This is a genomic window from Citrobacter pasteurii, from assembly GCF_019047765.1.
In the GTDB taxonomy this organism is placed as follows: Bacteria; Pseudomonadota; Gammaproteobacteria; order Enterobacterales; family Enterobacteriaceae; genus Citrobacter; species Citrobacter pasteurii.
On record NZ_CP077262.1, the window covers coordinates 239,764 to 264,235 of the forward strand.

Consider the following 24,472-nt stretch of genomic DNA (forward strand, 5'->3'; position numbering starts at 1 on the left):
CGTCTTAACCCCCCAGTTTCGATTTATCGCGCACCGCACCTTTGTCGGCGCTGGTTGCCAGGCTGGCATAGGCGCGCAGGGCAAAGGAGACCTGACGCTGACGATCTTTTGGTGTCCAGGCTTTGTCACCGCGAGCCTCCTGCGCTTCACGACGCGCAGCAATTTCCGCATCGCTCAACTGCAGTTGAATACCACGATTCGGGATATCGATAGCAATCATGTCGCCATCTTCAATAATCGCGATATTACCGCCGCTGGCCGCTTCCGGTGAAACGTGGCCGATAGAGAGGCCCGAAGTACCGCCGGAGAAACGGCCATCTGTTATCAGCGCACAGGCCTTGCCAAGACCCATTGATTTCAGGAAGGTGGTTGGGTAAAGCATTTCCTGCATCCCAGGTCCGCCTTTCGGCCCTTCGTAGCGAATCACCACCACGTCGCCGGCAACCACTTTGCCGCCAAGAATAGCCTCAACCGCATCGTCCTGACTTTCATACACTTTTGCCGGGCCGGTGAATTTCAGGATACTGTCATCCACGCCCGCAGTTTTCACGATACAGCCGTTTTCCGCGAAGTTACCGTACAGCACGGCTAAGCCGCCATCTTTGCTGTAGGCGTGTTCCAGCGAACGGATACAGCCTTCGGCGCGATCGTCATCCAGCGTGTCCCAGCGGCAGTCCTGCGAGAACGCCTGAGTGGTACGGATGCCCGCCGGGCCAGCGCGGAACATTTTCTTGACCGCTTCGTCCTGGGTAAGGGTGATATCGTACTGCTCCAGCGTCTGTGCCAGGGAGAGGCCGAGGACGTTTTTCGCGTCGCGGTTCAGCAGGCCAGCTCTGTCCAGCTCGCCGAGAATCCCCAGCACGCCGCCTGCGCGGTGTACATCTTCCATATGGTATTTCTGGGTACTTGGCGCCACTTTACACAGCTGCGGAACCTTGCGGGACAGCTTATCGATATCACTCATGGTGAAGTCAATTTCCGCTTCCTGCGCCGCCGCCAGCAGGTGCAGAACGGTGTTGGTGGAGCCGCCCATGGCGATATCCAGGGTCATGGCGTTTTCAAACGCCGCCTTGCTGGCAATGTTGCGCGGCAGCGCAGAAGCATCATCCTGCTCATAGTAGCGTTTAGTCAGCTCAACGATGCGTTTACCCGCATTAAGGAACAGCGTTTTACGATCAGCGTGAGTCGCCAGCAGAGAACCATTACCCGGCTGCGACAACCCAAGCGCTTCGGTCAGACAGTTCATCGAGTTCGCGGTGAACATCCCTGAGCATGAGCCGCAGGTTGGGCAAGCAGAACGTTCAACCTGCTCGCTCTGCGAGTCGGAAACTTTCGGATCGGCGCCCTGAATCATGGCATCAACCAGGTCGAGCTTGATAATTTGGTCAGAGAGCTTGGTTTTCCCGGCCTCCATCGGGCCGCCGGAAACAAAGATCACCGGAATGTTCAGGCGCAGGGAGGCCATTAACATCCCCGGGGTGATTTTGTCGCAGTTAGAGATACAGACCATCGCATCGGCGCAGTGGGCGTTAACCATGTACTCAACAGAGTCAGCGATCAGCTCGCGCGACGGCAGTGAATACAGCATGCCCCCGTGGCCCATGGCGATACCATCATCCACAGCAATGGTGTTGAACTCTTTCGCCACACCGCCTGAGGCTTCGATTTGTTCGGCAACCAGCTTACCGAGATCGCGCAGGTGGACATGGCCCGGCACAAACTGGGTAAAAGAGTTCACCACAGCGATAATCGGTTTACCGAAGTCGTCATCGGTCATCCCGGTGGCGCGCCACAATGCGCGGGCACCCGCCATATTACGGCCATGGGTGGTGGTGGCAGAACGATACTTAGGCATGCTGTATATACTCCCGTCTGTCTAATCATTGGGACGGTGCGTGCCGCCCCAAATTTATGTTTATTGGTTAACCTGATCCAACCAACCGTATTTATCTTCTGTTTCACCGGTGAAGAGGCCAAAGAAGGCCTGCTGGATGCGTTTGGTGACCGGACCGCAGCGGCCTTCGCCCACCTGGATACCATCGACGCTGCGTACTGGTGTGATTTCCGCCGCGGTGCCGGACATGAACACTTCATCGGCCAGGTACAGCGATTCACGGGACAGCACCTGCTCACGCACTTCGATATCGAGATCTTTCGCCAACTTAATGATCGCGTCACGGGTGATACCTGGCAGCGCGGAAGAGGTAAATGGCGGGGTAAACAGAATGCCGTCTTTAACTTCAAACAGGTTTTCGCCCGCGCCTTCGGAGATGTAACCATTCACATCCAGCGCAATACCTTCCTGATAACCATGACGACGCGCTTCGCTACCCACCAGCAGCGAAGACAGATAGTTACCACCCGCTTTAGCCGCAGTAGGGATAGTGTTTGGCGCAACGCGGTTCCAGGAAGAAACCATCGCATCGATCCCCTGTTCCAGCGCTTCAGCACCAAGGTAAGCCCCCCACGGGAACGCGGCGATAATCACGTCTGTGGTGTAACCCGCCGGCGGGTTAACGCCCATCCCCACATCGCCAACAAACACCAGCGGACGGATATAGGCGCTGGTCAGGTTGTTTTTACGAATCACCTCGCGGCAAGCTTCCATCAGCTCATCAACGCTCTGAGAGACCGGAAAACGATAGATCTTGGCTGAATCACGCAGACGCTGCATATGTTCGCGATGACGGAACACCACCGGGCCTTTGTGAGAATCGTAGCAACGGATACCTTCAAATACGGAAGTACCGTAATGCAGTGCGTGGGACATCACGTGAACCTTCGCGTCTTCCCAACGAATCATCTCGCCATTAGACCAAATGTAATCAGCTTTTTTCGTCGTCATTTTTCTTCCTTTTGCGCTCAGGCGCGGATTTGTTGTGATGTGGTTGTACTCTGGCAGATGGCAACATGTGCAACGTCTACCAGTTTACTTAACTGACTAAACAGTAAGTCGACTGACCGGAGGCTGGCAACGGTCAATTCGATATTTATATTCTGCGCATCGCTGGCGGCTTCCATATTCATGGAGCACACCTGAAAACCACGATGGCGTACCACGCGTAAAACACGTTCTAACGTTTCCGGATTGAAACGAGCCTCAACGGCGACCTGATGTTGCATCATGATAATTTCTCCAGCATTTCTGAGTTGCTGGCGCCAGGCGGCACCAGAGGCCAGACATTCTCAAGTTCGTCGATTGAGACATGAAGCAGATATGGCCCCTCGCTGTTCAGCATGGTGTCGAGTGCCGCTTCAACCTGGTCTTTACGGGTGATGTGCTGACCAGGTATGCCGAAGGCGCTGGCCAACATGAGGAAATCGGGGTTATCGGTAAGGGTGGTTTCGCTATAACGTTCCTGGAAAAACAGCTGCTGCCATTGTCGCACCATGCCTAACCGCTGGTTGTCGAGTAAAACTATCTTCAGCGGCAACTGCTTGCGTTTTACGGTGCCGAGTTCCTGTACATTCATCATGAAGGAACCGTCACCGGAGATACAGATTACCGTATCGTTCGGGCGAGCAACCTGTGCGCCAACCGCGGCAGGTAAACCAAAGCCCATCGTACCCAGGCCGCTCGAGGTAATGAAATTTTCCGGGCGGGTATAGGTCATATGCTGTGCAGACCACATCTGATGCTGGCCAACATCCGTCGTAACAACGCTATCGGCTGGTTTACGGTCCGACAGTTGTTTTAACAACAACGGTGCATAGATGGCCTCACCCGGATGATCGTAGCGCCAGGTATGTTCTGCTCGCAGTTCTGCACTGTGCTGACGCCAGGCGTCAACGTTCAGAGGTTGTTGTAATGCCGGTAACAGCGTATTCAAATCGCCCTGCAACGCTACGTGCGCCTGACGCAGTTTGTTCATCTCAGCCGGATCGATATCCATGTGGATCACGCTGGCGTTCGGAGCGAAGGTGTTCAGCTTGCCAGTTACCCGGTCATCAAAACGCGCCCCGACAGCGATCAGTAAGTCGCATTCCTGCACCGCAAAATTCGCGGCCTTGGTTCCGTGCATCCCCAGCATTCCCAGATAATACGGATAATCAGCGTCAACTGCGCCCAGACCTTTCAGCGTACAAGCGACCGGTAATTGGGTCAGCGCGATAAATTCACGCAGGGCAGGAACCGCCTGCGCCATACCGACGCCGCCACCTACGTACAGGATGGGTTTTTGCGCCTGCGCCAGCATGTTACGCGCCTGCTCAACGTCAGCATGAGGGAATGCGGCCGCATCTTCTACGGTCGTGAAATACGGCTCCAGCGTACCGCTGGCTAACTGGATATCTTTCGGGATATCCACCAGAACCGGACCAGGACGACCAGAATTCGCCACGGCGAAGGCTTCCGCCATAATGCGCGGCAACTCCTCCAGTGACTGGACCAGGAAGCTATGTTTGGTGCAGGACAGCGACATACCAAGCACGTCTACTTCCTGAAACGCATCGGTTCCGATGAATGGTGCAGCAACCTGGCCGGTGATGGCCACAACAGGAACGGAATCTAACAGCGCATCAGCAAGACCCGTAATCAGGTTGGTAGCACCCGGACCGGAAGTGGCAATACATACACCGGTTTTACCTGTAGAACGGGCATAGCCAATAGCCGCCATCGCCGCCCCCTGCTCATGACGGCACAACAGGTGTTCTACGCCGCCGTCATACAACGCATCGTAAACCGGCATAATTGCGCCACCAGGATAACCGAAAACGGTTTTAACCCCTTGTGCACGCAACGCATGTACCACCCACTGAGCCCCATTCATAGTTACATCCCCGCCGTAAATCTTGAGAAACAGAATTTTATGCTACCGTTCACTTTCTGCTCCTCGTGTCTGTTTTTAAGGTCAAAAAAAACCCCCGAACCTTTCGGTGCGGGGGTCTTAGTTCGTTAAGGCTTGTTTTCTAAGCCTTTCCTCGTCCAAGTGCAGCCCCGCACGGTGGGATAATAATCACCACCACGCTAATCACGACCAGGCTAATCACTCGTAGAAGGGCTGTCATTTTTGTATTTTCTTGCATCTTGTTCGAAGGAATGCCTAAAGAGTTACCATAGAATTTGCGAATAGCACAAGATATTTTTGTTTTCATTTTTCTGACGCCGTTAACGGTTTAGATAAATACCGTTGTTTTTTATACAAAAAATATAAAATGAAAATATTTCACGTTTCAGCGCATCAGCACAACCTGCGATCCCTTTCCTCGACACACTCATACACATTTGCGAGCGTGATTCCAGACATGGAGCAAGTAATTCCTGATTACACAAAAACACAGGAATAAGCATCTAAAAACATCAATTATGCAGAATCCTGCCAGTATCTATTGCGACATAATGTTCCCTTCAGGAGGGGTTATGTCACTATCGATTGTTCACACACGCGCCGCACTCGGCGTGAATGCGCCAGCCATTACCATCGAGGTACATATCAGCAATGGTCTGCCTGGTTTAACCATGGTGGGGTTACCTGAAACGACGGTGAAAGAGGCGCGCGATCGGGTACGCAGCGCAATTATTAATAGCGGGTATGAATTCCCGGCCAGGAAGATAACCATCAACCTGGCTCCGGCTGACCTCCCCAAAGAAGGGGGTCGATATGATTTACCTATCGCTGTTGCGCTTCTGGTCGCTTCTGAGCAGCTTACACCCCATAATCTCGATACCTATGAGCTGGTAGGCGAATTAGCGCTTACAGGCGCTTTACGCGGCGTTCCAGGCGCTATATCAAGCGCAACCGAAGCGATTCGTGCAGGCCGGCGAATCATTGTCGCTAAAGAGAATGCCGCAGAGGTTGGTCTACTACACGGCGAAGGATGCCTGATTGCCGATCACCTGCAGGCGGTATGCGCATTCCTGGAAGGAAAGCATGATTTAGACAAACCGCAATCTGCAGACTTTACCGCCGAACCTTCACCAGAGGATCTCAGTGATGTTATCGGTCAGGAACAGGGTAAACGAGGGCTGGAGATTACCGCCGCAGGTGGTCACAACCTCCTGTTTATCGGCCCGCCTGGTACGGGCAAGACCATGCTGGCCAGCCGCCTCAGAGGACTGCTTCCTCCACTTAGCAACGATGAGGCGCTGGAAAGTGCAGCGATCCTCAGTCTGGTCAATTCCGATACGATACAAAAACAGTGGAAGCAACGCCCTTTTCGTTCTCCGCATCACAGTGCTTCATTAACCGCAATGGTGGGGGGTGGTTCTATTCCCGCACCGGGAGAGATCTCCCTGGCACATAACGGTATATTATTTCTGGATGAATTACCTGAGTTTGAGCGACGCACGCTGGATGCACTACGTGAGCCTATTGAGTCCGGGCAGATCCATTTGTCCCGCACGCGGGCTAAAATAACCTACCCGGCACGTTTTCAACTGATTGCTGCTATGAATCCTAGCCCAACGGGCCATTATCAGGGGAACCATAACCGCTGCAGTTCAGAACAAACGCTGCGTTATCTTAATCGACTATCAGGACCTTTTCTTGACCGCTTTGATCTCTCCCTCGAAATCCCCTTGCCACCACCCGGCATACTCAGCCAGAACGCGGTGAAAGGAGAAGACAGCGCTACGGTAAAACAACGCGTTCTGGCAGCTCGGGAACGTCAGTACCAGCGGCAAAATAAGTTAAATGCGCATCTGGACAGTCAGGATATACATAAATTTTGCATACTTCGCAGTGATGATGCGCACTGGCTTGAGGACACGTTAGCTCGTCTTGGATTGTCCATCCGCGCCTGGCTACGCCTGATAAAAGTCGCACGTACCATTGCGGATATTGAACAGTGCGACCATATCACCCGCCAGCACTTGCAGGAGGCCGTTGCTTATCGGGCGATAGACAGGTTATTAATTCACCTGCAGAAATTACAGGCATAAAAAAAGGGCTTACGCCCTTTTTTTATTAATCATCAGATTCGGTGTAATCTTCTGCACCTTCTACCTGAGGTTTCCCGCCAGACAGAGTATGGAAACGTTTCGGACGCTTAATCCGCGTCATGTACTTGGACCACACACGCTCAGCTTCAGTAACCGGTTCGCGTTCACCGCGGCATACCGCAACAAACAATTTTTCTTCTTCAGTTACTGGCTCACGTTTACCTAGATCCAGCTCGTTGAAGGCATAGCCATGACGCTCAAGCAGTTGTGCCTCTTTAATGGTGAAATCACCATGACGGGAGAATCCGCGGGGGTAATATTTATTGTCGAAATATCGATTAGTCGTCGTAAAGCTTTCCGCCATCCTGCACGCTCCTAATTCTTTGGCCGAGCTATTTATGGCGCGGAGTATTAGTTACGCTTGACAGAGCGTCAAACAAAAGATTTAAATCATCACGACAAATAATTTTATGGAGCGCGTTGTGGATACGGAATTGTTAAAAACTTTCCTGGAAGTTAGCCGGACACGCCACTTTGGTCGGGCAGCTGAAGCGCTCTACTTGACCCAGTCGGCGGTGAGTTTTCGGATCAGACAACTGGAAAATCAACTGGGTGTGAACCTGTTCACCCGACACAGAAACAATATTCGTTTGACCGCTGCAGGTGAAAAATTATTGCCTTACGCAGAAACGCTGATGAATACGTGGCAAGCAGCACGTAAGGAGGTCGCAAATACCTCACGGCACAACGAATTTTCGATCGGTGCCAGTGCATCCCTTTGGGAATGCATGCTCAATGACTGGTTGCGGCGTTTATACCAATCTCAGGAGCCACAATCCAGCCTGCAGTTTGAAGCGCGAATCGCTCAACGCCAGTCGCTAGTAAAGCAGCTCCATGAACGACAGCTGGATCTGTTAATTACGACCGAAACCCCAAAAATGGACGAATTTAGCAGCCAACTGTTGGGATATTTCACGCTGGCGCTTTATTGCAGTACCCCTTCGCAAACCAAAGATGAACTGAATTACCTACGCCTGGAATGGGGACCGGATTTTCAGCAGCACGAAGCGGGATTGATTGCCGGAGATGAAGTGCCGGTACTTACCACCAGTTCTGCAGAACTGGCAAGACAGCAACTTTCTGTAATTAAAGGATTTAGTTGGCTTCCCGTCAGCTGGGCCAGAACCAAAAGCGATCTTCATACAGTTACCGACAGTACGACTCTTTCACGTCCGTTATATGCAGTTTGGCTGCAAAATAGCGACAAACATGCACTTATTCGCGATCTGCTGAAAACAAATATTTTGGAAGATTAATAAAAACGCTGGCAAGGATGCCGGGAAACAATGAACTGGAAGATCTCGAACATAATGTTCAGGTAAAAAAAAATCCTTAGCAAAAATGCTAAGGATTGTTTCTGGCAGGGGCGGAGAGACTCGAACTCGCGACACCCGGTTTTGGAGACCGGTGCTCTACCAACTGAGCTACGCCCCTAAATTTTCTTATCATTAAGCCTGCTTAGTAGCAGGCTTAATTTTCTAATAAGTGGCGGAACGGACGGGACTCGAACCCGCGACCCCCTGCGTGACAGGCAGGTATTCTAACCAACTGAACTACCGCTCCACCGAATTTCTTTGTCACTACCCGGATTCTTCATCCCGGTTTACTGCAATTTGATGCCTGGCAGTTCCCTACTCTCGCATGGGGAGACCCCACACTACCATCGGCGCTACGGCGTTTCACTTCTGAGTTCGGCATGGGGTCAGGTGGGACCACCGCGCTACAGCCGCCAGGCAAATTCTTTGTGCTCTGTACGCAATACTTTATCGCACCCGCCGCGTTGGCTGCTTTCGCGAACCTCAGTCACATACTTCTGTATGCTCCTTCCGTCGCTTCACTTGCCGCCTTGCTGCTGCGCAAACTATTGCGTACTTACAATCTGTATCAGGCTGAAAATCGTCTCTCTTCGCCAAAACATCTTCGGCGTTGTAAGGTTAAGCCTCACGGTTCATTAGTATCGGTTAGCTCAACGTATCGCTACGCTTACACACCCGACCTATCAACGTCGTCGTCTTCAACGTTCCTTCAGGAGACTTACAGTCTCAGGGAGAACTCATCTCGGGGCAAGTTTCGTGCTTAGATGCTTTCAGCACTTATCTCTTCCGCATTTAGCTACCGGGCAATGCCATTGGCATGACAACCCGAACACCAGTGATGCGTCCACTCCGGTCCTCTCGTACTAGGAGCAGCCCCCCTCAATTCTCCAGCGCCCACGGCAGATAGGGACCGAACTGTCTCACGACGTTCTAAACCCAGCTCGCGTACCACTTTAAATGGCGAACAGCCATACCCTTGGGACCTACTTCAGCCCCAGGATGTGATGAGCCGACATCGAGGTGCCAAACACCGCCGTCGATATGAACTCTTGGGCGGTATCAGCCTGTTATCCCCGGAGTACCTTTTATCCGTTGAGCGATGGCCCTTCCATTCAGAACCACCGGATCACTAAGACCTGCTTTCGCACCTGCTCGAGCCGTCACTCTCGCAGTCAAGCTAGCTTATGCCTTTGCACTAACCTCCTGATGTCCGACCAGGATTAGCTAACCTTCGTGCTCCTCCGTTACTCTTTAGGAGGAGACCGCCCCAGTCAAACTACCCACCAGACACTGTCCGCAACCCGGATTACGGGCCCACGTTAGAACACCAGCCATTAAAGGGTGGTATTTCAAGGTTGGCTCCATGCAGACTGGCGTCCACACTTCAAAGCCTCCCACCTATCCTACACATCAAGGACCAGTGTTCAGTGTCAAGCTATAGTAAAGGTTCACGGGGTCTTTCCGTCTTGCCGCGGGTACACTGCATCTTCACAGCGAGTTCAATTTCACTGAGTCTCGGGTGGAGACAGCCTGGCCATCATTACGCCATTCGTGCAGGTCGGAACTTACCCGACAAGGAATTTCGCTACCTTAGGACCGTTATAGTTACGGCCGCCGTTTACCGGGGCTTCGATCAAGAGCTTCTCCTTACGGATAACCCCATCAATTAACCTTCCGGCACCGGGCAGGCGTCACACCGTATACGTCCACTTTCGTGTTTGCACAGTGCTGTGTTTTTAATAAACAGTTGCAGCCAGCTGGTATCTTCGACTGATTTCAGCTCCATGAGTAAATCACTTCACCTACATATCAGCGTGCCTTCTCCCGAAGTTACGGCACCATTTTGCCTAGTTCCTTCACCCGAGTTCTCTCAAGCGCCTTGGTATTCTCTACCTGACCACCTGTGTCGGTTTGGGGTACGATTTCGTGTTACCTGATGCTTAGAGGCTTTTCCTGGAAGCAGGGCATTTGTTACTTCAGCACCGTAGTGCCTCGTCATCACACCTCAGCGTTAATAAGGTACCGGATTTACCTGGAACCTCCGCCTACATGCTTAAACCGGGACAACCGTCGCCCGGCTAACATAGCCTTCTCCGTCCCCCCTTCGCAGTAACACCAAGTACAGGAATATTAACCTGTTTCCCATCGACTACGCCTTTCGGCCTCGCCTTAGGGGTCGACTCACCCTGCCCCGATTAACGTTGGACAGGAACCCTTGGTCTTCCGGCGTGCGGGTTTTTCACCCGCATTATCGTTACTTATGTCAGCATTCGCACTTCTGATACCTCCAGCATGCCTCACGACACACCTTCAACGGCTTACAGAACGCTCCCCTACCCAACAACACATAGTGTCGCTGCCGCAGCTTCGGTGCACAGTTTAGCCCCGTTACATCTTCCGCGCAGGCCGACTCGACCAGTGAGCTATTACGCTTTCTTTAAATGATGGCTGCTTCTAAGCCAACATCCTGGCTGTCTGTGCCTTCCCACATCGTTTCCCACTTAACTGTGACTTTGGGACCTTAGCTGGCGGTCTGGGTTGTTTCCCTCTTCACGACGGACGTTAGCACCCGCCGTGTGTCTCCCGTGATAACATTCTTCGGTATTCGCAGTTTGCATCGGGTTGGTAAGTCGGGATGACCCCCTAGCCGAAACAGTGCTCTACCCCCGAAGATGAGTTCACGAGGCGCTACCTAAATAGCTTTCGGGGAGAACCAGCTATCTCCCGGTTTGATTGGCCTTTCACCCCCAGCCACAAGTCATCCGCTAATTTTTCAACATTAGTCGGTTCGGTCCTCCAGTTAGTGTTACCCAACCTTCAACCTGCCCATGGCTAGATCACCGGGTTTCGGGTCTATACCCTGCAACTTAACGCCCAGTTAAGACTCGGTTTCCCTTCGGCTCCCCTATACGGTTAACCTTGCTACAGAATATAAGTCGCTGACCCATTATACAAAAGGTACGCAGTCACCCCATTAAGAGGCTCCCACTGCTTGTACGTACACGGTTTCAGGTTCTTTTTCACTCCCCTCGCCGGGGTTCTTTTCGCCTTTCCCTCACGGTACTGGTTCACTATCGGTCAGTCAGGAGTATTTAGCCTTGGAGGATGGTCCCCCCATATTCAGACAGGATACCACGTGTCCCGCCCTACTCTTCGAGTTCACAACCTGTGCATTTTGGTGTACGGGACTATCACCCTGTACCGTCGGACTTTCCAGACCGTTCCACTAACACACAAGCTGATTCAGACTCTGGGCTGCTCCCCGTTCGCTCGCCGCTACTGGGGGAATCTCGGTTGATTTCTTTTCCTCGGGGTACTTAGATGTTTCAGTTCCCCCGGTTCGCTTCATTACGCTATGTATTCACGTAATGATAGTGTGACGAATCACACTGGGTTTCCCCATTCGGAAATCGCCGGTTATAACGGTTCATATCACCTTACCGACGCTTATCGCAGATTAGCACGTCCTTCATCGCCTCTGACTGCCAGGGCATCCACCGTGTACGCTTAGTCGCTTAACCTCACAACCCGAAGATGTTTCGTAAAACACCACCGTGTTGCGAAAATTTGAGAGACTCGAACACACCGCTTTTCATTTCTTATTACGGAGAAATGAAACAGTGTGTCGTTTCAATTTTCAGCTTGATCCAGATTTTTAAAGAGCAAATATCTCAAACGTCACCCGAAGGTAAGTTTTGAGATATTGGGGTCGGCGACTTTCACTCACACAAACCAGCAAGTGGCGTCCCCTAGGGGATTCGAACCCCTGTTACCGCCGTGAAAGGGCGGTGTCCTGGGCCTCTAGACGAAGGGGACGTGTCAGTCTCAATCGCAAGACGCCTTGCTATTTACTTTTCATCAGACAATCTGTGTGAGCACTACAAAGAACGCTTCTTTAAGGTAAGGAGGTGATCCAACCGCAGGTTCCCCTACGGTTACCTTGTTACGACTTCACCCCAGTCATGAATCACAAAGTGGTAAGCGCCCTCCCGAAGGTTAAGCTACCTACTTCTTTTGCAACCCACTCCCATGGTGTGACGGGCGGTGTGTACAAGGCCCGGGAACGTATTCACCGTGGCATTCTGATCCACGATTACTAGCGATTCCGACTTCATGGAGTCGAGTTGCAGACTCCAATCCGGACTACGACGCACTTTATGAGGTCCGCTTGCTCTCGCGAGGTCGCTTCTCTTTGTATGCGCCATTGTAGCACGTGTGTAGCCCTACTCGTAAGGGCCATGATGACTTGACGTCATCCCCACCTTCCTCCAGTTTATCACTGGCAGTCTCCTTTGAGTTCCCGGCCGAACCGCTGGCAACAAAGGATAAGGGTTGCGCTCGTTGCGGGACTTAACCCAACATTTCACAACACGAGCTGACGACAGCCATGCAGCACCTGTCTCAGAGTTCCCGAAGGCACCAAAGCATCTCTGCTAAGTTCTCTGGATGTCAAGAGTAGGTAAGGTTCTTCGCGTTGCATCGAATTAAACCACATGCTCCACCGCTTGTGCGGGCCCCCGTCAATTCATTTGAGTTTTAACCTTGCGGCCGTACTCCCCAGGCGGTCGACTTAACGCGTTAGCTCCGGAAGCCACGCCTCAAGGGCACAACCTCCAAGTCGACATCGTTTACGGCGTGGACTACCAGGGTATCTAATCCTGTTTGCTCCCCACGCTTTCGCACCTGAGCGTCAGTCTTTGTCCAGGGGGCCGCCTTCGCCACCGGTATTCCTCCAGATCTCTACGCATTTCACCGCTACACCTGGAATTCTACCCCCCTCTACAAGACTCTAGCCTGCCAGTTTCGGATGCAGTTCCCAGGTTGAGCCCGGGGATTTCACATCCGACTTGACAGACCGCCTGCGTGCGCTTTACGCCCAGTAATTCCGATTAACGCTTGCACCCTCCGTATTACCGCGGCTGCTGGCACGGAGTTAGCCGGTGCTTCTTCTGCGAGTAACGTCAATCGCTGCGGTTATTAACCACAACGCCTTCCTCCTCGCTGAAAGTACTTTACAACCCGAAGGCCTTCTTCATACACGCGGCATGGCTGCATCAGGCTTGCGCCCATTGTGCAATATTCCCCACTGCTGCCTCCCGTAGGAGTCTGGACCGTGTCTCAGTTCCAGTGTGGCTGGTCATCCTCTCAGACCAGCTAGGGATCGTCGCCTAGGTGAGCCGTTACCCCACCTACTAGCTAATCCCATCTGGGCACATCCGATGGCAAGAGGCCCGAAGGTCCCCCTCTTTGGTCTTGCGACGTTATGCGGTATTAGCTACCGTTTCCAGTAGTTATCCCCCTCCATCGGGCAGTTTCCCAGACATTACTCACCCGTCCGCCACTCGTCACCCAAGGAGCAAGCTCCTCTGTGCTACCGTTCGACTTGCATGTGTTAGGCCTGCCGCCAGCGTTCAATCTGAGCCATGATCAAACTCTTCAATTTAAGTTTGATGCTCGTGAATTAAACTTCGTAATGAATTACGTGTTCACTCAGAGACTTGGTATTCATTTTTCGTCTTGCGACGTTAAGAATCCGTATCTTCGAGTGCCCACACAGATTGTCTGATAAATTGTTAAAGAGCAGTGCCGCTTCGCTTTTCTCAGCGGCGCGGGGTGTGTATAATACGCCATCCCGCCACGAAGTCAAGCATTTAATTTCGCTTTCTTCGCCGGAGTTCTCAGTGGAACCCCGCTGACCCGGCGGCTTGCGTGCCGTTGTTCCGTGTCAGTGGAGGCGCATTATAGGGAGTTATTTCAGGCTGACAAGGGGAAATTTAAAATAACTTTCCGAATGCGTATTTTTTCACCAAAACCACCATTAACATGCCATAAAATAAGCAATTTGCCGTTTTTGCAGCCGCAATCACACTCCCTGATGGCATACTAATGAATAAGAAAAAGCGTAAGGAAGAACATTCATGCCTTTAAATGCCCAACAGATAGCTGCCCAAAAGAATCTTTCCTATGTTCTGGCAGAAAAGCTGGCTCAAAGAATATTAAAAGGTGAATACGCACCCGGCGCTATCCTGCCAGGTGAAATTGAGTTGGGCGATCAGTTTGGCGTGAGCCGAACTGCAGTAAGGGAGGCAGTTAAGACATTAACGGCTAAAGGTATGGTATTACCGCGCCCACGTATTGGTACACGCGTTATGCCGCAGGCAAACTGGAACTTCCTCGATCAGGAGCTGCTCACCTGGTGGATGACGGAAGATAATTTCCCACAGGTCATCAAACACTTTCTGGTGATGCGTATTAGCCTGGAACCTCAAGCTTGTTCACTGGCGGCGACGATTGGTACGGCAGAGCAGAAAGCTCATCTCAATACACTAATGGAAGAAATGGTCGAGCTGAAAAGAAACTTCAGACGCGAACGTTGGATTGAAGTTGATATTGCCTGGCATGAGCATATTTATGAAATGAGTGCGAATCCATTCCTGATATCCTTCGCATCATTGTTCCATTCCGTTTATCAGACCTACTTTACGTCGATTACCTATAACGATGTGGTCAAGCTGGATTTGCACCAGTCCATTGTCGATGCAATAGAAGATAGCGATGGCGAACGCGCTTTTGCCGCCTGTCAGGCATTACTGATAGCACCGAACGAGCTCCCGGATAAATAATCTATGTCAGAAAAGAAATCGCGCAGTATGGCTGGGTTGCCATGGATAGCCGCCATGGCCTTTTTTATGCAGGCATTAGATGCCACTATCCTCAACACGGCCTTACCAGCAATAGCACATAGTCTTAACCGCTCCCCGCTTGCCATGCAATCAGCCATTATCAGCTATACCCTGACAGTCGCTATGCTGATCCCGGTGAGTGGATGGTTGGCTGACAGATTCGGGACCCGGCGCGTATTTATGATTGCCGTTAGCCTGTTTACGTTGGGATCGCTGGCTTGTGCACTTTCCAGCTCATTAAGTGAACTGGTGGTTTTCCGCGTGATACAGGGTATCGGTGGAGCAATGATGATGCCTGTTGCCCGTCTGGCATTATTGCGTGCTTACCCGCGCAGCGAACTGCTCCCCGTACTTAATTTCGTGACCATGCCCGGTCTTGTTGGACCGATTTTAGGTCCGGTACTGGGTGGCGTGCTGGTAACGTGGGCCAGTTGGCACTGGATCTTCCTGATTAATATTCCCATCGGCATAGCCGGTATCTTCTATGCCCGCAAATATATGCCGAACTTCACCACCCCACGCCGCGGCTTCGATATGACCGGTTTCTTTCTCTTTGGTCTAAGCCTGGTACTGTTTTCCAGCGGTGTTGAGTTGTTTGGCGAGAAACTTGTTGCCAGTTGGGTCGCACTTGGCATTATTCTCGCCAGCATTGTGCTACTGCTCGCCTACATCCATCATGCGCGTCGCCATCCGACACCGCTGATTGCGCTTCCTATCTTTAAAACGCGAACCTTTTCTGTTGGCATCGCCGGAAACCTTGCTACTCGCCTGGGAACGGGATGCGTACCGTTCTTAATGCCGCTAATGCTGCAGGTAGGCTTTGGATACCCGGCACTCATTGCCGGTTGCATGATGGCTCCAACAGCGCTGGGGTCAATTCTCGCGAAATCAATGGTGACACAGGTATTGCGCCGACTCGGCTACCGGACCACGCTGGTCGGTATTACAGTATTCATCGGCCTGATGATTGCACAGTTCTCTTTGCAGTCTCCAGCCATGCCGGTCTGGATGCTAATTCTGCCACTGTTCATTTTAGGTATGGCGATGTCCACTCAGTTTACCTCAATGAATACCATTACTCTGGCCGATTTGACTGATGAGAACGCCAGCAGCGGCAACAGCGTTTTAGCCGTTACGCAGCAGCTGTCTATTAGTTTAGGGGTTGCCATTAGTGCCGCGGTTCTGCGTATCTACGAAGGTATGGAAGGAACCAATACGGTCGAGCAGTTCCACTATACCTTTATTACAATGGGCGCGATCACCGTCGTATCGGCGCTGATGTTTATGCTGTTAAGAGCCAAAGATGGGCGCAATCTGATCAAAGAGCGGCATAAGCCTAAACCGACCCCCGCTCCATCAGAACAGGAGTAAGCTGCAAGCGCTGCTGCTGCAATGCGGGCTGCGCCATACGGTGGATTAACACATCAATGGCCAGTTCACCCAACTCATCTTTCGGTTGGTGAATAGTTGTCAGCGGCGGCGTCATATAGCGCGCCAGTTCTATGTCATCATAACCGACTACCGCCATATCCTGCGGGATACGCAATCCAGACTGGTACAGAGCCTGATACGCGCCGACCGCCATCGCGTCATTGCCGGTAAAAACAGCCTGTGGGCGGTCTTTATGCGACAACAACGTTTGCATAGCTTCAAACCCACCGCCAAACTCGAAGTCACCGGTGATCTCGTAACCGTCCGGGATAGCCAGCCCTGCACGCTTCATTGCCGCGCGATACCCTTCCAGACGCAGACGCGCCGGTGTTTTATCCAGAGGGCCCGTGATGCAGGCAATGCGCGTAAACCCTTTTTCGATCAGATGCTGGGTGGCTAAATCCCCACCTAGCAGGGAGTTATCCTGAATAAGATCGCTTTCACCATCAAAAGGCGACCAGTCCATCATAACGGTGGGTATAGAAGGGTAACGCTGCATGATTTCTCTGGAAGGCTGATGTGTTTCCGTGCAGAGCAGCAGCAAGCCGTCTACACGCTTTTGCATCAACGTTTCCAGATTACGGTTCATACGCTGCTCATCACCTTCAGTGTTGCACAACACCAGGCTGTAACCGCGCTCAAAGCAGCTACGTTCAACACCACGAACCAGCTCAGAGTAAAATGGATTGGTACTGGCTGTGATTAACATGCCAATAGTGCGGGTCTGATTCAGTTTGAGACTACGCGCCAACGCGGAAGGCGCATAGTTAAGCTCTTTGATCGCCGCATCAACTTTGTCAGTGATCGCCTCACTGACAAAGCGATCTTTATTAATGACGTGAGAAACCGTCGACGTGGAAACACCCGCCAGGCGGGCAACGTCCTTCATTGTAGCCAAGCGTTACCTCTGTTGACTTAAAAACGCTTCGATTTCTTCACGCCATGGAACGGAAGGTTGTGCACCTTTACGTGTGACCGCAATTGCCGCGGCAGCATGTGCAAAACGGATGGCTTCCGATAGCGGAGTCTCTTCCAGTAACGCCGTAATTAACGCGCCGTTAAAAGTATCCCCGGCGGCGATGGTATCAACCGCGTCAACTTTAAAACCCGGTACTCGCTGACCTTCACCGTTTACGCTGGCCCACACACCGCGACTCCCTAAGGTAATCAGTACAGTACGAATACCCTTCGCGTGCAACGCCTGCGCCGCTTTAGCCGCATCTTCATCATTTTCTACCCGGATCCCCGTCAGCTTTTCAGCCTCGGTTTCATTCGGGGTAATAATATCCACCAGCGCCAGCAGCTCGTCAGAAAGTTCACGTGCCGGAGCTGGGTTAAGGGCGACCGTGGTCTTATTCTGATGGGCAATTTTTGCCGCAGCCAACACGCTTTCGATAGGTGATTCTAATTGCATCAGTAACGCAGACGCCTGCGCAATACGCTCACGCTGTGCTTCTACCAAAGCCGGAGAAAGAGCAGCATTCGCGCCGGCATGTATACCGATAACGTTCTCACCTTCAGCATTCACAAAAATCAGCGCCACACCGGTCGATTCACCCGAAATAACGCTAATCGGGGCAATATCAATATTATCGCGGGCTAACTGTTTACGAACACTTTCGCCAATATCGTCATCACCCGTACAGGCAATGAACGCGATATTCGCGCCACTACGCCCTGCAGCAACCGCCTGATTCGCGCCTTTACCGCCAAACGCCACCTGATATTGACTACCGGTTACGGTTTCACCCGGTGTCGGGAAAGAGTTAAGGTTGAGGATGTGATCGGCATTAATGCTGCCAAGAACAACGAGGTTGCCTGCGGTTTTCATGTTAGGTATTCCAAGTCAAAGTGCGCCACCGGGTTAGGGTGGCGCGTGCCCTGCTTTTCTTTTTACGCTTTCATCTTCAGAACCAGGTCTAACGATGGCGTATTTATGTCTCCATCAGGCCGCGAGCGGCCTGAATCGGTATTACTGCTTGATGACCAGCTTCAGGTCAACCGGATATTTAGCCTGAACCTTCTCGCCTTTCAGGACTTTATCCGCAGTCTCAACGCCTTTCGCGCCAATCTGATCCGGCAACTGAGCAATGGTCGCAGCCAGTTTGCCATCATTTACTGCTTTTTCGCCATCAGGTGTGCCGTCAAATCCAACCACCATCACATCAGATTTACCCGCGGTTTGCAGTGCGCGCAGCGCACCCAGCGCCATTTCATCGTTCTGAGCAAATACGGCCTGCACGTCAGGATGTGCTGTCAGCAGGTTCTGCATGACGTTCAAACCTTTAGTGCGGTCGAAGTCTGCCGGCTGGCTGGCCAGTACGTTAAATTTGTGTGCCGCAACGGCCTGCTGGAAACCTTCGCCACGCTCACGCGCCGCGGACGTTCCGGCAATCCCCTGCAGTTCGATAACTTTCGCGCCTTCACCTGCTTTCTTCGCGATGTAATCACCGGCAATTTTGCCGCCCAGCACGTTATCAGATGCAATATGGCTTACCACTTCGCCTTTAGACGCTACGCGATCAAGGGTGATAACCGGAATTTTCGCCTGGTTAGCCATCTTCACAGCGTTACCCACGGCATCGGAGTCAGTCGGGTTGATCAGCAGAATTTTGGTCCCGCGAACCGTTAAGTCCTGAACGTTAGCCAGCTCTTTCGCCGGGTTGTTCTGCGAGTCCAGAATCACCAGGTTGTAACCCAGCTTATCCGCCTCTTTTTGCGCCCCATCCTTCAGAGAAACAAAGAACGGGTTATTGAGGGTGGAGACCACCAGCGCAATGGTATCTTTCGCCATCGCATTCGCGCTCACGGTGGCGCTCAGCGCAACAGCAGAAACCAGGGTAGCCAGTTTTTTCATGTTCATATTTAAGATGTCCTGTAATCGTTGTTACTGCTTTTTGTTGTCTACCAGTACCGCCAGCAAAATAACCACCGCTTTGACGATCATCTGGTAATAGGAGGATACACCTAACAAATTCAACCCATTATTGAGGAAACCAAGAATCAATGCGCCGATCAGCGTCCCAACAATTCTCCCTTTACCACCCGCCAGGCTGGTACCGCCTAATACCACCGCGGCGATAGCATCCAGCTCATAGCCGGTACCTGCCGTCGGTTGCGCAGAGGAGAGGCGCGCGACTTCAATGATGCCCGCCAGCGATGCCAACAGACCGCACAGTGAGTAAACGATAATTTTGATTTTACTGACGCTGATACCGGACAGACGCGTTGCCGCTTCGTTACCGCCCAGCGCATAGATATAACGCCCCAAACGCGTGTGGTGCAGCATGTACCACGCCGCGAGGAAGACAATCCCCATGATCCACACCGGCGTCGGGACGCCTAACGGACGACCAATCCCGAACCAGCCAAACAGATCGGCATTATCAGTAAACCCGGTGTTTACCGGACTACCGTTGGTGTAAACCATGGTCACACCGCGCAGCAGCAGCATCATCACCAGCGTCGCGATAAATGCCTGCACGCGACCTTTCGCGACAATCACCCCGGTTACCGCGCCAATGGCAGCGCCGAGCGCCAGAGCCGCAGCAACAGCCACCAGCGCATTGACTTCAATCCCGACAATCGAAGCCGCAACCGCGCCGGTCAGCGCCAGTAAGGAACCGACGGACAGGTCGATACCCGACGTCAGGATGACCAGCGTCATGCCGACCGCCATGATGGCGTTCACCGACGTTTGCTGGAGAATGTTGAACAGGTTATTAACGGTAAAAAAGTTGGGGCTCATGGTGGAAACAATCGCGATCAGCACTAACAGAGCGATGAGCGACTTTTGCTCCAGAAGCCATGCTTTAGTGAAATAACGGCGACCAGAAACAGCCTGGGTAGTCATCTTTTTTACTCCTGATTCACGCGATTGAGCTTGCCCACAGCGGCAGCCATTAATACTTCCTGAGTGGCCTGCTCGCGAGTGAATTCACCGCCGAGATGCCCTTCATGCATAACGATAATTCGATCGCTCATGCCCAATACTTCTGGCATCTCAGAAGAGACCAGAATGATACTCAGCCCATCAGCCTTAAACTGGTTGATAAGCTGATAGATTTCTTTTTTCGCCCCAACATCGACGCCGCGCGTCGGCTCATCGAGGATCAGCACTTTTGGCCGGGTCATCAGACCGCGCGCAATCGCTACTTTCTGCTGGTTACCACCGGAAAGAAGGCCGATAGCCTGTTCCATCGATGGCGTTTTAACATTGAACAGGCGAATAAAATCACCCACCGCCTGCTGCTCATCTTTATGTTTAAGGCTTCCGCCTGCACGGCTGAAATAGCGCAGAGCGGTCAGTGACATGTTCTCTTTCACCGACATGCCGAGCACTAAACCATCGCGTTTACGGTCTTCAGAAATATAGACGATGCCATTAGCCAGTCCATCCTGCGGCGAACGGGTGACAACTTCATGGCCATCAAGCGTGACGTAACCGCTGGTGCGCGGCAATGCGCCGTACAACACTTTCATCAGCTCGGTACGTCCGGCACCCATCAGCCCCGATACGCCAAGGATCTCGCCTTTACGCAGCGTGAATGACACATCGTTTACGCCAGGGCCGCACAGATTATCGACCTTCAGGCGAATATCACCCGGCGCTTTTTCCAGACGCGGGTACTGATCTTCCAGCTTACGTCCCACCATCATTTCAATCAGCGAGTCTTCGGTAAGCGATGCGACTTCACGCTCGGCAATAAACTGCCCGTCGCGAAAGACGGTTACGTCATCGCAAATCTCGAAGATCTCTTTCATGCGGTGAGAAATATAGACAATGCCGCGACCCTGGGATTTCAGTTCGCGGATGACGCGGAACAGGGATTCGGTTTCGGTGTCGGTGAGGGCATCCGTCGGTTCATCCATAATGATGACCTTCGATTCAAAGCTCAGCACTTTGGCAATTTCGACCATCTGCTGATCGCCAATCGACAGCTCACCGACCAGCCTGTCGCTTTTAAAGCGCAGATTGAGTTTGGCGAGCAGCAGATCGGCTTCGGCGTACATCTTTTTCCAGTTAATTTTGCCAAAGCGATTCACAAACTCGCGACCGAGAAAAATGTTCTCGGCAATAGTGAGTTGCGGGATCAGGTTCAGCTCCTGGTGGATGATACCGATTCCGGCTTCCTGGGAGGATTTCGGGCCGTTAAAGGTGGTCTCTTTACCCAGCCACAATAAGGAACCGGCATCACGGGTGTAGATTCCGGTCAGCACCTTCATCATGGTGGATTTGCCCGCGCCGTTTTCGCCCACCAGCGCCATTACGCGGCCTGGGTAAACATTCAGCGCGGCGCCGGATAGCGCTTTTACGCCCGGGAACGCTTTATCGATCCCTTTGAGTTGCAGTAATGCGTTCATGATGGCCTCAGAACGTGACGCCAGCACAGAGAATGATATTCGCATACGGAGAACATTCTCCGCTGCGAATTACCGCCTGACTGTCTGCGGTTTGTTTTTTGAATTGTTCATGCGTGGTGTAACGAATTTCTATGGTGTTTCCCTGGTGTTGTTGCAGTTGCTCAATGTGACTGAGCAACGTTTCGTGGAGTTGCGGATTATGTTGTTTAATTTCCGACGCGAGAATGGCCGCCTCGACCTGCATTTCACGTGTAACCACATCCAATACCTGCATAAAAGAAGGTACGCCCTGGGTTAATGCCATATCGATACGCGTTGTGCTGTTCGGGATGGGTAAACCTGCATCACACACCACCAGCGTATCGGTATGCCCCAGACGGGAGATCACCGATGAAATTTCAGAGTTGAGTACCGTGCCTTTCTTCATTTTCTTTCCCCACTAGCGAAACGTTTCGCTGAAGATAAGTGTAGTTCGAAGAGTGGACAGAAAACCACCGCGACGTTACGAAAATGTGATCACCATCGAAACGTTTCGCAAGGATTATCATGAGATGAAAAGAAAACTGAGAGGGGTCAAACAAAACGCCCCCTTTCACGATGAAAGAGGGCGTTAACAACATTAAATCTCGACCTGCGTACCGAGTTCAATAACCCGGTTCGGTGGGATTTCAAACTGGTCCGGCGCGCGCAGCGCATTGCGCTGTAGCAGCAGATACAACTTGCCGCGCAGGCGCAGATACCATGGCCGCTTGCCGACAATCAACGACTCGTGCGACATAAAGAAGGAGGTTTCCATCATCCGACAGCTTAAGCCTTCCAGACCGCAGCGGTGGAATACTTCTTCAACGTTTGGCGTTTCACGCCAACCGTAGCTGGCCACCACGCGCCAGAAGGTAGGCGACAATTGCTCAATCTGCACTCTACGTACATTGTGTACATAGGGCGCATCTTCCGTACGCAGCGTCAGTAGAATAACGCGTTCATGCAACACTTTGTTGTGTTTGAGATTATGCAGCAGCGCAAACGGGATAACGTTCAACGCACGGGACATATACACCGCTGTTCCCGGCACGCGTACCGGTGGGGATTTCTCCAGCGAGGCAATCATCGCCTCCAGAGAGTTGCCGTGCTCATGCATGCGACGCAGCAGACGGAAGCGTTCGCTTTTCCAGGTCGTCATAATAGTGAACATCACCAGACCCAGCGTCAGAGGCAGCCAACCACCGGAAATCAGTTTATCGAGGTTCGCGGAGAACAACGGAATATCAACGCACAAGAACGCCACCAGAATCAGGAAGACGAAGTATTTATTCCAGTGCCAGTTTTGCCGCGCCACGGTGGTCGACAGAATGGACGTCAGTACCATCGTTCCCGTTACCGCAATACCATACGCAGCAGCCAGATTACTGGAGTGCTCAAAGCTCACGATCACGATAACCACGGCGAAATAAAGCATCCAGTTTACGAAAGGAATATAGATCTGACCCGATTCCATTTCTGAGGTATGGATAATCCGCATCGGCGATAAATAACCCAGACGCACAGCCTGGCGCGTCAGTGAGAATACGCCGGAGATAACCGCCTGAGAGGCGATAACCGTTGCCAGAGCGGCAAGGATCAGCAGCGGAATCAGCGCCCAGTCCGGTGCCAGCAGGAAGAACGGGTTTTTAATCGCTTCGGGATGCTTTAACAGCAATGCCCCCTGACCAAAATAATTCAACACCAGCGAAGGCAATACGACGGAGAACCATGCCAGGCGAATCGGTAACTTACCGAAGTGGCCCATATCCGCATACAGCGCTTCAACACCGGTAATCGACAGCACCACCGCGCCCAGCGCAATAAAGGACAGCGTTTTGAATTCCAGGAAGAAATGCACAGCCCAATACGGATTTAGGGCATGCAACACTTCCGGATTTGCAATAATGCTGCGAGCACCCAGCACGGCAAGTACCAGGAACCATATCAGCATAATCGGCGCAAACAGCTTACCGACCATGCCGGTACCGTGTTTTTGAATCAAAAACAGCAGGGTAAGTACGATAATAGAGAGAGGAACAATCCAGGTGTCCAGTTGTGGAGCAATAATCTCCAGACCTTCAATCGCCGACATCACCGAAATCGCTGGCGTAATCACCACCTCGCCATAGAAAAAGCTGCCGCCAATCAATCCCATAATTACCAGCATCGAGGTCGTTCGCGCCGACGTATTACGCCCGGCTAACGACATCAACGTCAGGATCCCGCCTTCCCCGGCGTTATCAGCACGCATAACAAATGACAGATACTTAACGGAAACAACCAGAATCAGCAGCCAGAAAATCAGCGAGAGAAAACCAAACACGGCATCACGTTCAACGCCAAAACCAAACTGCCCGGACAAACATTCACGAAGCGTATAAAGTGGGCTGGTACCAATATCACCGTAGACAACCCCAATGGCCGCGAGGGTAATCGCAGACAATGATTGCTTATTATCAGTGCTCATAGACTCGTCTTTCGTTTATACACATCATCGTTCAAGCTACCTCCGCGTTGGCTGCATTCGTTATTCCACCCATCCCAGGGAATAACTCCATTGCCGCCTTGGTGCAGCTTGATTGATATGGTGTATATATAAGAAATGTGTGCGTCGTCCCTTGGCCCACAAAAAGGCGCACAGTATGCACGATTAATCGCAAAATCGTACCCCTAAATGAGACCAGATTAATCTGGCTCAAAGAAAAATAAACGCGCCT

The 24,472-nt window shown here is 52.0% G+C and carries 17 protein-coding genes, 3 tRNA genes and 3 rRNA genes; 4 read left to right on the forward strand and 19 right to left on the reverse strand.

The window, feature by feature from the left end; translation table 11 throughout:
* Positions 1-4: 4 nt before the first annotated feature.
* The 5 genes from ilvD to ilvL all read right to left on the reverse strand — a co-directional run bounded on the left by ilvD (position 5) and on the right by ilvL (position 5,007).
* Positions 5-1,855: a dihydroxy-acid dehydratase gene (ilvD, locus tag I6L54_RS01195; RefSeq protein ID WP_005133366.1), complete on the reverse strand. Its 1,851-nt coding sequence runs from the start codon at positions 1,853-1,855 to the stop codon at positions 5-7.
* A gap of 60 nt (positions 1,856-1,915) precedes the next feature.
* Entirely contained in the window at positions 1,916-2,845 is a 930-nt protein-coding gene (locus I6L54_RS01200; protein WP_003018014.1) for a branched-chain amino acid transaminase, read from the reverse strand.
* A gap of 17 nt (positions 2,846-2,862) precedes the next feature.
* Entirely contained in the window at positions 2,863-3,126 is a 264-nt protein-coding gene (gene ilvM / locus I6L54_RS01205) for an acetolactate synthase 2 small subunit (protein WP_040230055.1), read from the reverse strand.
* The gene (gene ilvG, locus I6L54_RS01210; RefSeq protein ID WP_040230054.1) at positions 3,123-4,769 is read right to left on the reverse strand and encodes an acetolactate synthase 2 catalytic subunit; all 1,647 of its coding nucleotides are present in this window, start codon (positions 4,767-4,769) and stop codon (positions 3,123-3,125) included. Before ilvG ends, ilvM begins: the two co-directional genes overlap by 4 nt.
* A gap of 139 nt (positions 4,770-4,908) precedes the next feature.
* Positions 4,909-5,007 (reverse strand): ilv operon leader peptide, encoded by a 99-nt coding sequence (ilvL, locus tag I6L54_RS01215; RefSeq protein ID WP_001311244.1) that lies wholly within the window; start codon positions 5,005-5,007, stop codon positions 4,909-4,911.
* Between the two features lie 352 nt (positions 5,008-5,359).
* On the opposite strand from ilvL, the gene I6L54_RS01220 reads away from it, so the two are divergent.
* On the forward strand, positions 5,360-6,880 hold the full coding sequence (locus tag I6L54_RS01220; protein ID WP_040230053.1) for a YifB family Mg chelatase-like AAA ATPase: 1,521 nt from the start codon (positions 5,360-5,362) through the stop codon (positions 6,878-6,880).
* Between the two features lie 25 nt (positions 6,881-6,905).
* Here I6L54_RS01220 and maoP read toward each other — a convergent pair whose 3' ends face one another.
* Positions 6,906-7,244 carry a macrodomain Ori organization protein MaoP gene (maoP, locus tag I6L54_RS01225; protein ID WP_003018025.1) on the reverse strand — a complete coding sequence of 113 codons (339 nt, stop codon included), beginning with the start codon at positions 7,242-7,244 and terminating at the stop codon, positions 6,906-6,908.
* A 106-nt stretch (positions 7,245-7,350) separates the two neighbouring features.
* Here maoP and hdfR point away from each other — a divergent pair, with 106 nt between their 5' ends.
* Positions 7,351-8,196 (forward strand): HTH-type transcriptional regulator HdfR, encoded by an 846-nt coding sequence (hdfR, locus tag I6L54_RS01230; protein ID WP_137378410.1) that lies wholly within the window; start codon positions 7,351-7,353, stop codon positions 8,194-8,196.
* 102 nt (positions 8,197-8,298) lie between these two features.
* Here hdfR and I6L54_RS01235 read toward each other — a convergent pair.
* The 6 genes from I6L54_RS01235 to I6L54_RS01260 all read right to left on the reverse strand — a co-directional run bounded on the left by I6L54_RS01235 (position 8,299) and on the right by I6L54_RS01260 (position 13,699).
* A tRNA-Trp gene (locus I6L54_RS01235) sits at positions 8,299-8,374 on the reverse strand.
* A gap of 52 nt (positions 8,375-8,426) precedes the next feature.
* A tRNA-Asp gene (locus I6L54_RS01240) sits at positions 8,427-8,503 on the reverse strand.
* Positions 8,504-8,558: 55 nt separating this feature from the next.
* Positions 8,559-8,674, reverse strand: a 5S ribosomal RNA gene (gene rrf / locus I6L54_RS01245).
* Positions 8,675-8,870: 196 nt separating this feature from the next.
* A 23S ribosomal RNA gene (locus I6L54_RS01250) occupies positions 8,871-11,777 on the reverse strand.
* 219 nt (positions 11,778-11,996) lie between these two features.
* Positions 11,997-12,072 (reverse strand) — tRNA-Glu (locus tag I6L54_RS01255).
* Between the two features lie 85 nt (positions 12,073-12,157).
* Positions 12,158-13,699 (reverse strand): 16S ribosomal RNA (locus I6L54_RS01260).
* Together the 16S, 23S and 5S rRNA genes with 3 tRNA genes alongside form the textbook arrangement of a ribosomal RNA operon.
* Positions 13,700-14,174: 475 nt before the next feature.
* Here I6L54_RS01260 and I6L54_RS01265 point away from each other — a divergent pair.
* Both I6L54_RS01265 and mdtD read left to right on the forward strand, forming a co-directional pair.
* Positions 14,175-14,879: a FadR/GntR family transcriptional regulator gene (locus I6L54_RS01265; RefSeq protein ID WP_005120881.1), complete on the forward strand. Its 705-nt coding sequence runs from the start codon at positions 14,175-14,177 to the stop codon at positions 14,877-14,879.
* Positions 14,880-14,882: 3 nt separating this feature from the next.
* Positions 14,883-16,310, forward strand: a complete 1,428-nt coding sequence (mdtD, locus tag I6L54_RS01270) for a multidrug transporter subunit MdtD (RefSeq protein WP_005120882.1) — start codon at positions 14,883-14,885, stop codon at positions 16,308-16,310.
* Here mdtD and rbsR read toward each other — a convergent pair.
* The 7 genes from rbsR to kup all read right to left on the reverse strand — a co-directional run bounded on the left by rbsR (position 16,276) and on the right by kup (position 24,222).
* On the reverse strand, positions 16,276-17,268 hold the full coding sequence (gene rbsR, locus I6L54_RS01275) for a ribose operon transcriptional repressor RbsR (protein WP_086523518.1): 993 nt from the start codon (positions 17,266-17,268) through the stop codon (positions 16,276-16,278). The two genes, mdtD and rbsR, sit on opposite strands and share 35 nt — an antisense overlap.
* Positions 17,269-17,271: 3 nt before the next feature.
* Positions 17,272-18,201: a ribokinase gene (gene rbsK / locus I6L54_RS01280; RefSeq protein ID WP_005120884.1), complete on the reverse strand. Its 930-nt coding sequence runs from the start codon at positions 18,199-18,201 to the stop codon at positions 17,272-17,274.
* Between the two features lie 141 nt (positions 18,202-18,342).
* Positions 18,343-19,233, reverse strand: coding sequence for a ribose ABC transporter substrate-binding protein RbsB (gene rbsB / locus I6L54_RS01285; protein WP_003023760.1), 891 nt, complete (start codon positions 19,231-19,233; stop codon positions 18,343-18,345).
* A gap of 24 nt (positions 19,234-19,257) precedes the next feature.
* Complete coding sequence (gene rbsC, locus I6L54_RS01290) at positions 19,258-20,223, reverse strand: ribose ABC transporter permease (protein ID WP_003023762.1); 966 nt, start codon at positions 20,221-20,223, stop codon at positions 19,258-19,260.
* Between the two features lie 5 nt (positions 20,224-20,228).
* On the reverse strand, positions 20,229-21,734 hold the full coding sequence (gene rbsA, locus I6L54_RS01295) for a ribose ABC transporter ATP-binding protein RbsA (RefSeq protein WP_040232307.1): 1,506 nt from the start codon (positions 21,732-21,734) through the stop codon (positions 20,229-20,231).
* A gap of 7 nt (positions 21,735-21,741) precedes the next feature.
* Positions 21,742-22,161, reverse strand: coding sequence for a D-ribose pyranase (gene rbsD / locus I6L54_RS01300; protein ID WP_003023766.1), 420 nt, complete (start codon positions 22,159-22,161; stop codon positions 21,742-21,744).
* A gap of 192 nt (positions 22,162-22,353) precedes the next feature.
* The gene (gene kup / locus I6L54_RS01305) at positions 22,354-24,222 is read right to left on the reverse strand and encodes a low affinity potassium transporter Kup (protein ID WP_005121443.1); all 1,869 of its coding nucleotides are present in this window, start codon (positions 24,220-24,222) and stop codon (positions 22,354-22,356) included.
* Between the last annotated feature and the right edge of the window lie 250 nt (positions 24,223-24,472).

Excerpts from the sequence above, each read along its gene's own strand:
- ilvD (WP_005133366.1), bottom strand. The coding sequence starts at position 1,855 with ATGCCTAAGTATCGTTCTGCCACCACCACCCATGGCCGTAATATGGCG.
- I6L54_RS01200 (WP_003018014.1), bottom strand. The coding sequence starts at position 2,845 with ATGACGACGAAAAAAGCTGATTACATTTGGTCTAATGGCGAGATGATT.
- ilvM (WP_040230055.1), bottom strand. The coding sequence starts at position 3,126 with ATGATGCAACATCAGGTCGCCGTTGAGGCTCGTTTCAATCCGGAAACG.
- ilvG (WP_040230054.1), bottom strand. The coding sequence starts at position 4,769 with ATGAATGGGGCTCAGTGGGTGGTACATGCGTTGCGTGCACAAGGGGTT.
- ilvL (WP_001311244.1), bottom strand. The coding sequence starts at position 5,007 with ATGACAGCCCTTCTACGAGTGATTAGCCTGGTCGTGATTAGCGTGGTG.
- I6L54_RS01220 (WP_040230053.1), top strand. The coding sequence starts at position 5,360 with ATGTCACTATCGATTGTTCACACACGCGCCGCACTCGGCGTGAATGCG.
- maoP (WP_003018025.1), bottom strand. The coding sequence starts at position 7,244 with ATGGCGGAAAGCTTTACGACGACTAATCGATATTTCGACAATAAATAT.
- hdfR (WP_137378410.1), top strand. The coding sequence starts at position 7,351 with ATGGAGCGCGTTGTGGATACGGAATTGTTAAAAACTTTCCTGGAAGTT.
- I6L54_RS01265 (WP_005120881.1), top strand. The coding sequence starts at position 14,175 with ATGCCTTTAAATGCCCAACAGATAGCTGCCCAAAAGAATCTTTCCTAT.
- mdtD (WP_005120882.1), top strand. The coding sequence starts at position 14,883 with ATGTCAGAAAAGAAATCGCGCAGTATGGCTGGGTTGCCATGGATAGCC.
- rbsK (WP_005120884.1), bottom strand. The coding sequence starts at position 18,201 with ATGAAAACCGCAGGCAACCTCGTTGTTCTTGGCAGCATTAATGCCGAT.
- rbsB (WP_003023760.1), bottom strand. The coding sequence starts at position 19,233 with ATGAACATGAAAAAACTGGCTACCCTGGTTTCTGCTGTTGCGCTGAGC.
- rbsC (WP_003023762.1), bottom strand. The coding sequence starts at position 20,223 with ATGACTACCCAGGCTGTTTCTGGTCGCCGTTATTTCACTAAAGCATGG.
- rbsA (WP_040232307.1), bottom strand. The coding sequence starts at position 21,734 with ATGAACGCATTACTGCAACTCAAAGGGATCGATAAAGCGTTCCCGGGC.
- rbsD (WP_003023766.1), bottom strand. The coding sequence starts at position 22,161 with ATGAAGAAAGGCACGGTACTCAACTCTGAAATTTCATCGGTGATCTCC.
- kup (WP_005121443.1), bottom strand. The coding sequence starts at position 24,222 with ATGAGCACTGATAATAAGCAATCATTGTCTGCGATTACCCTCGCGGCC.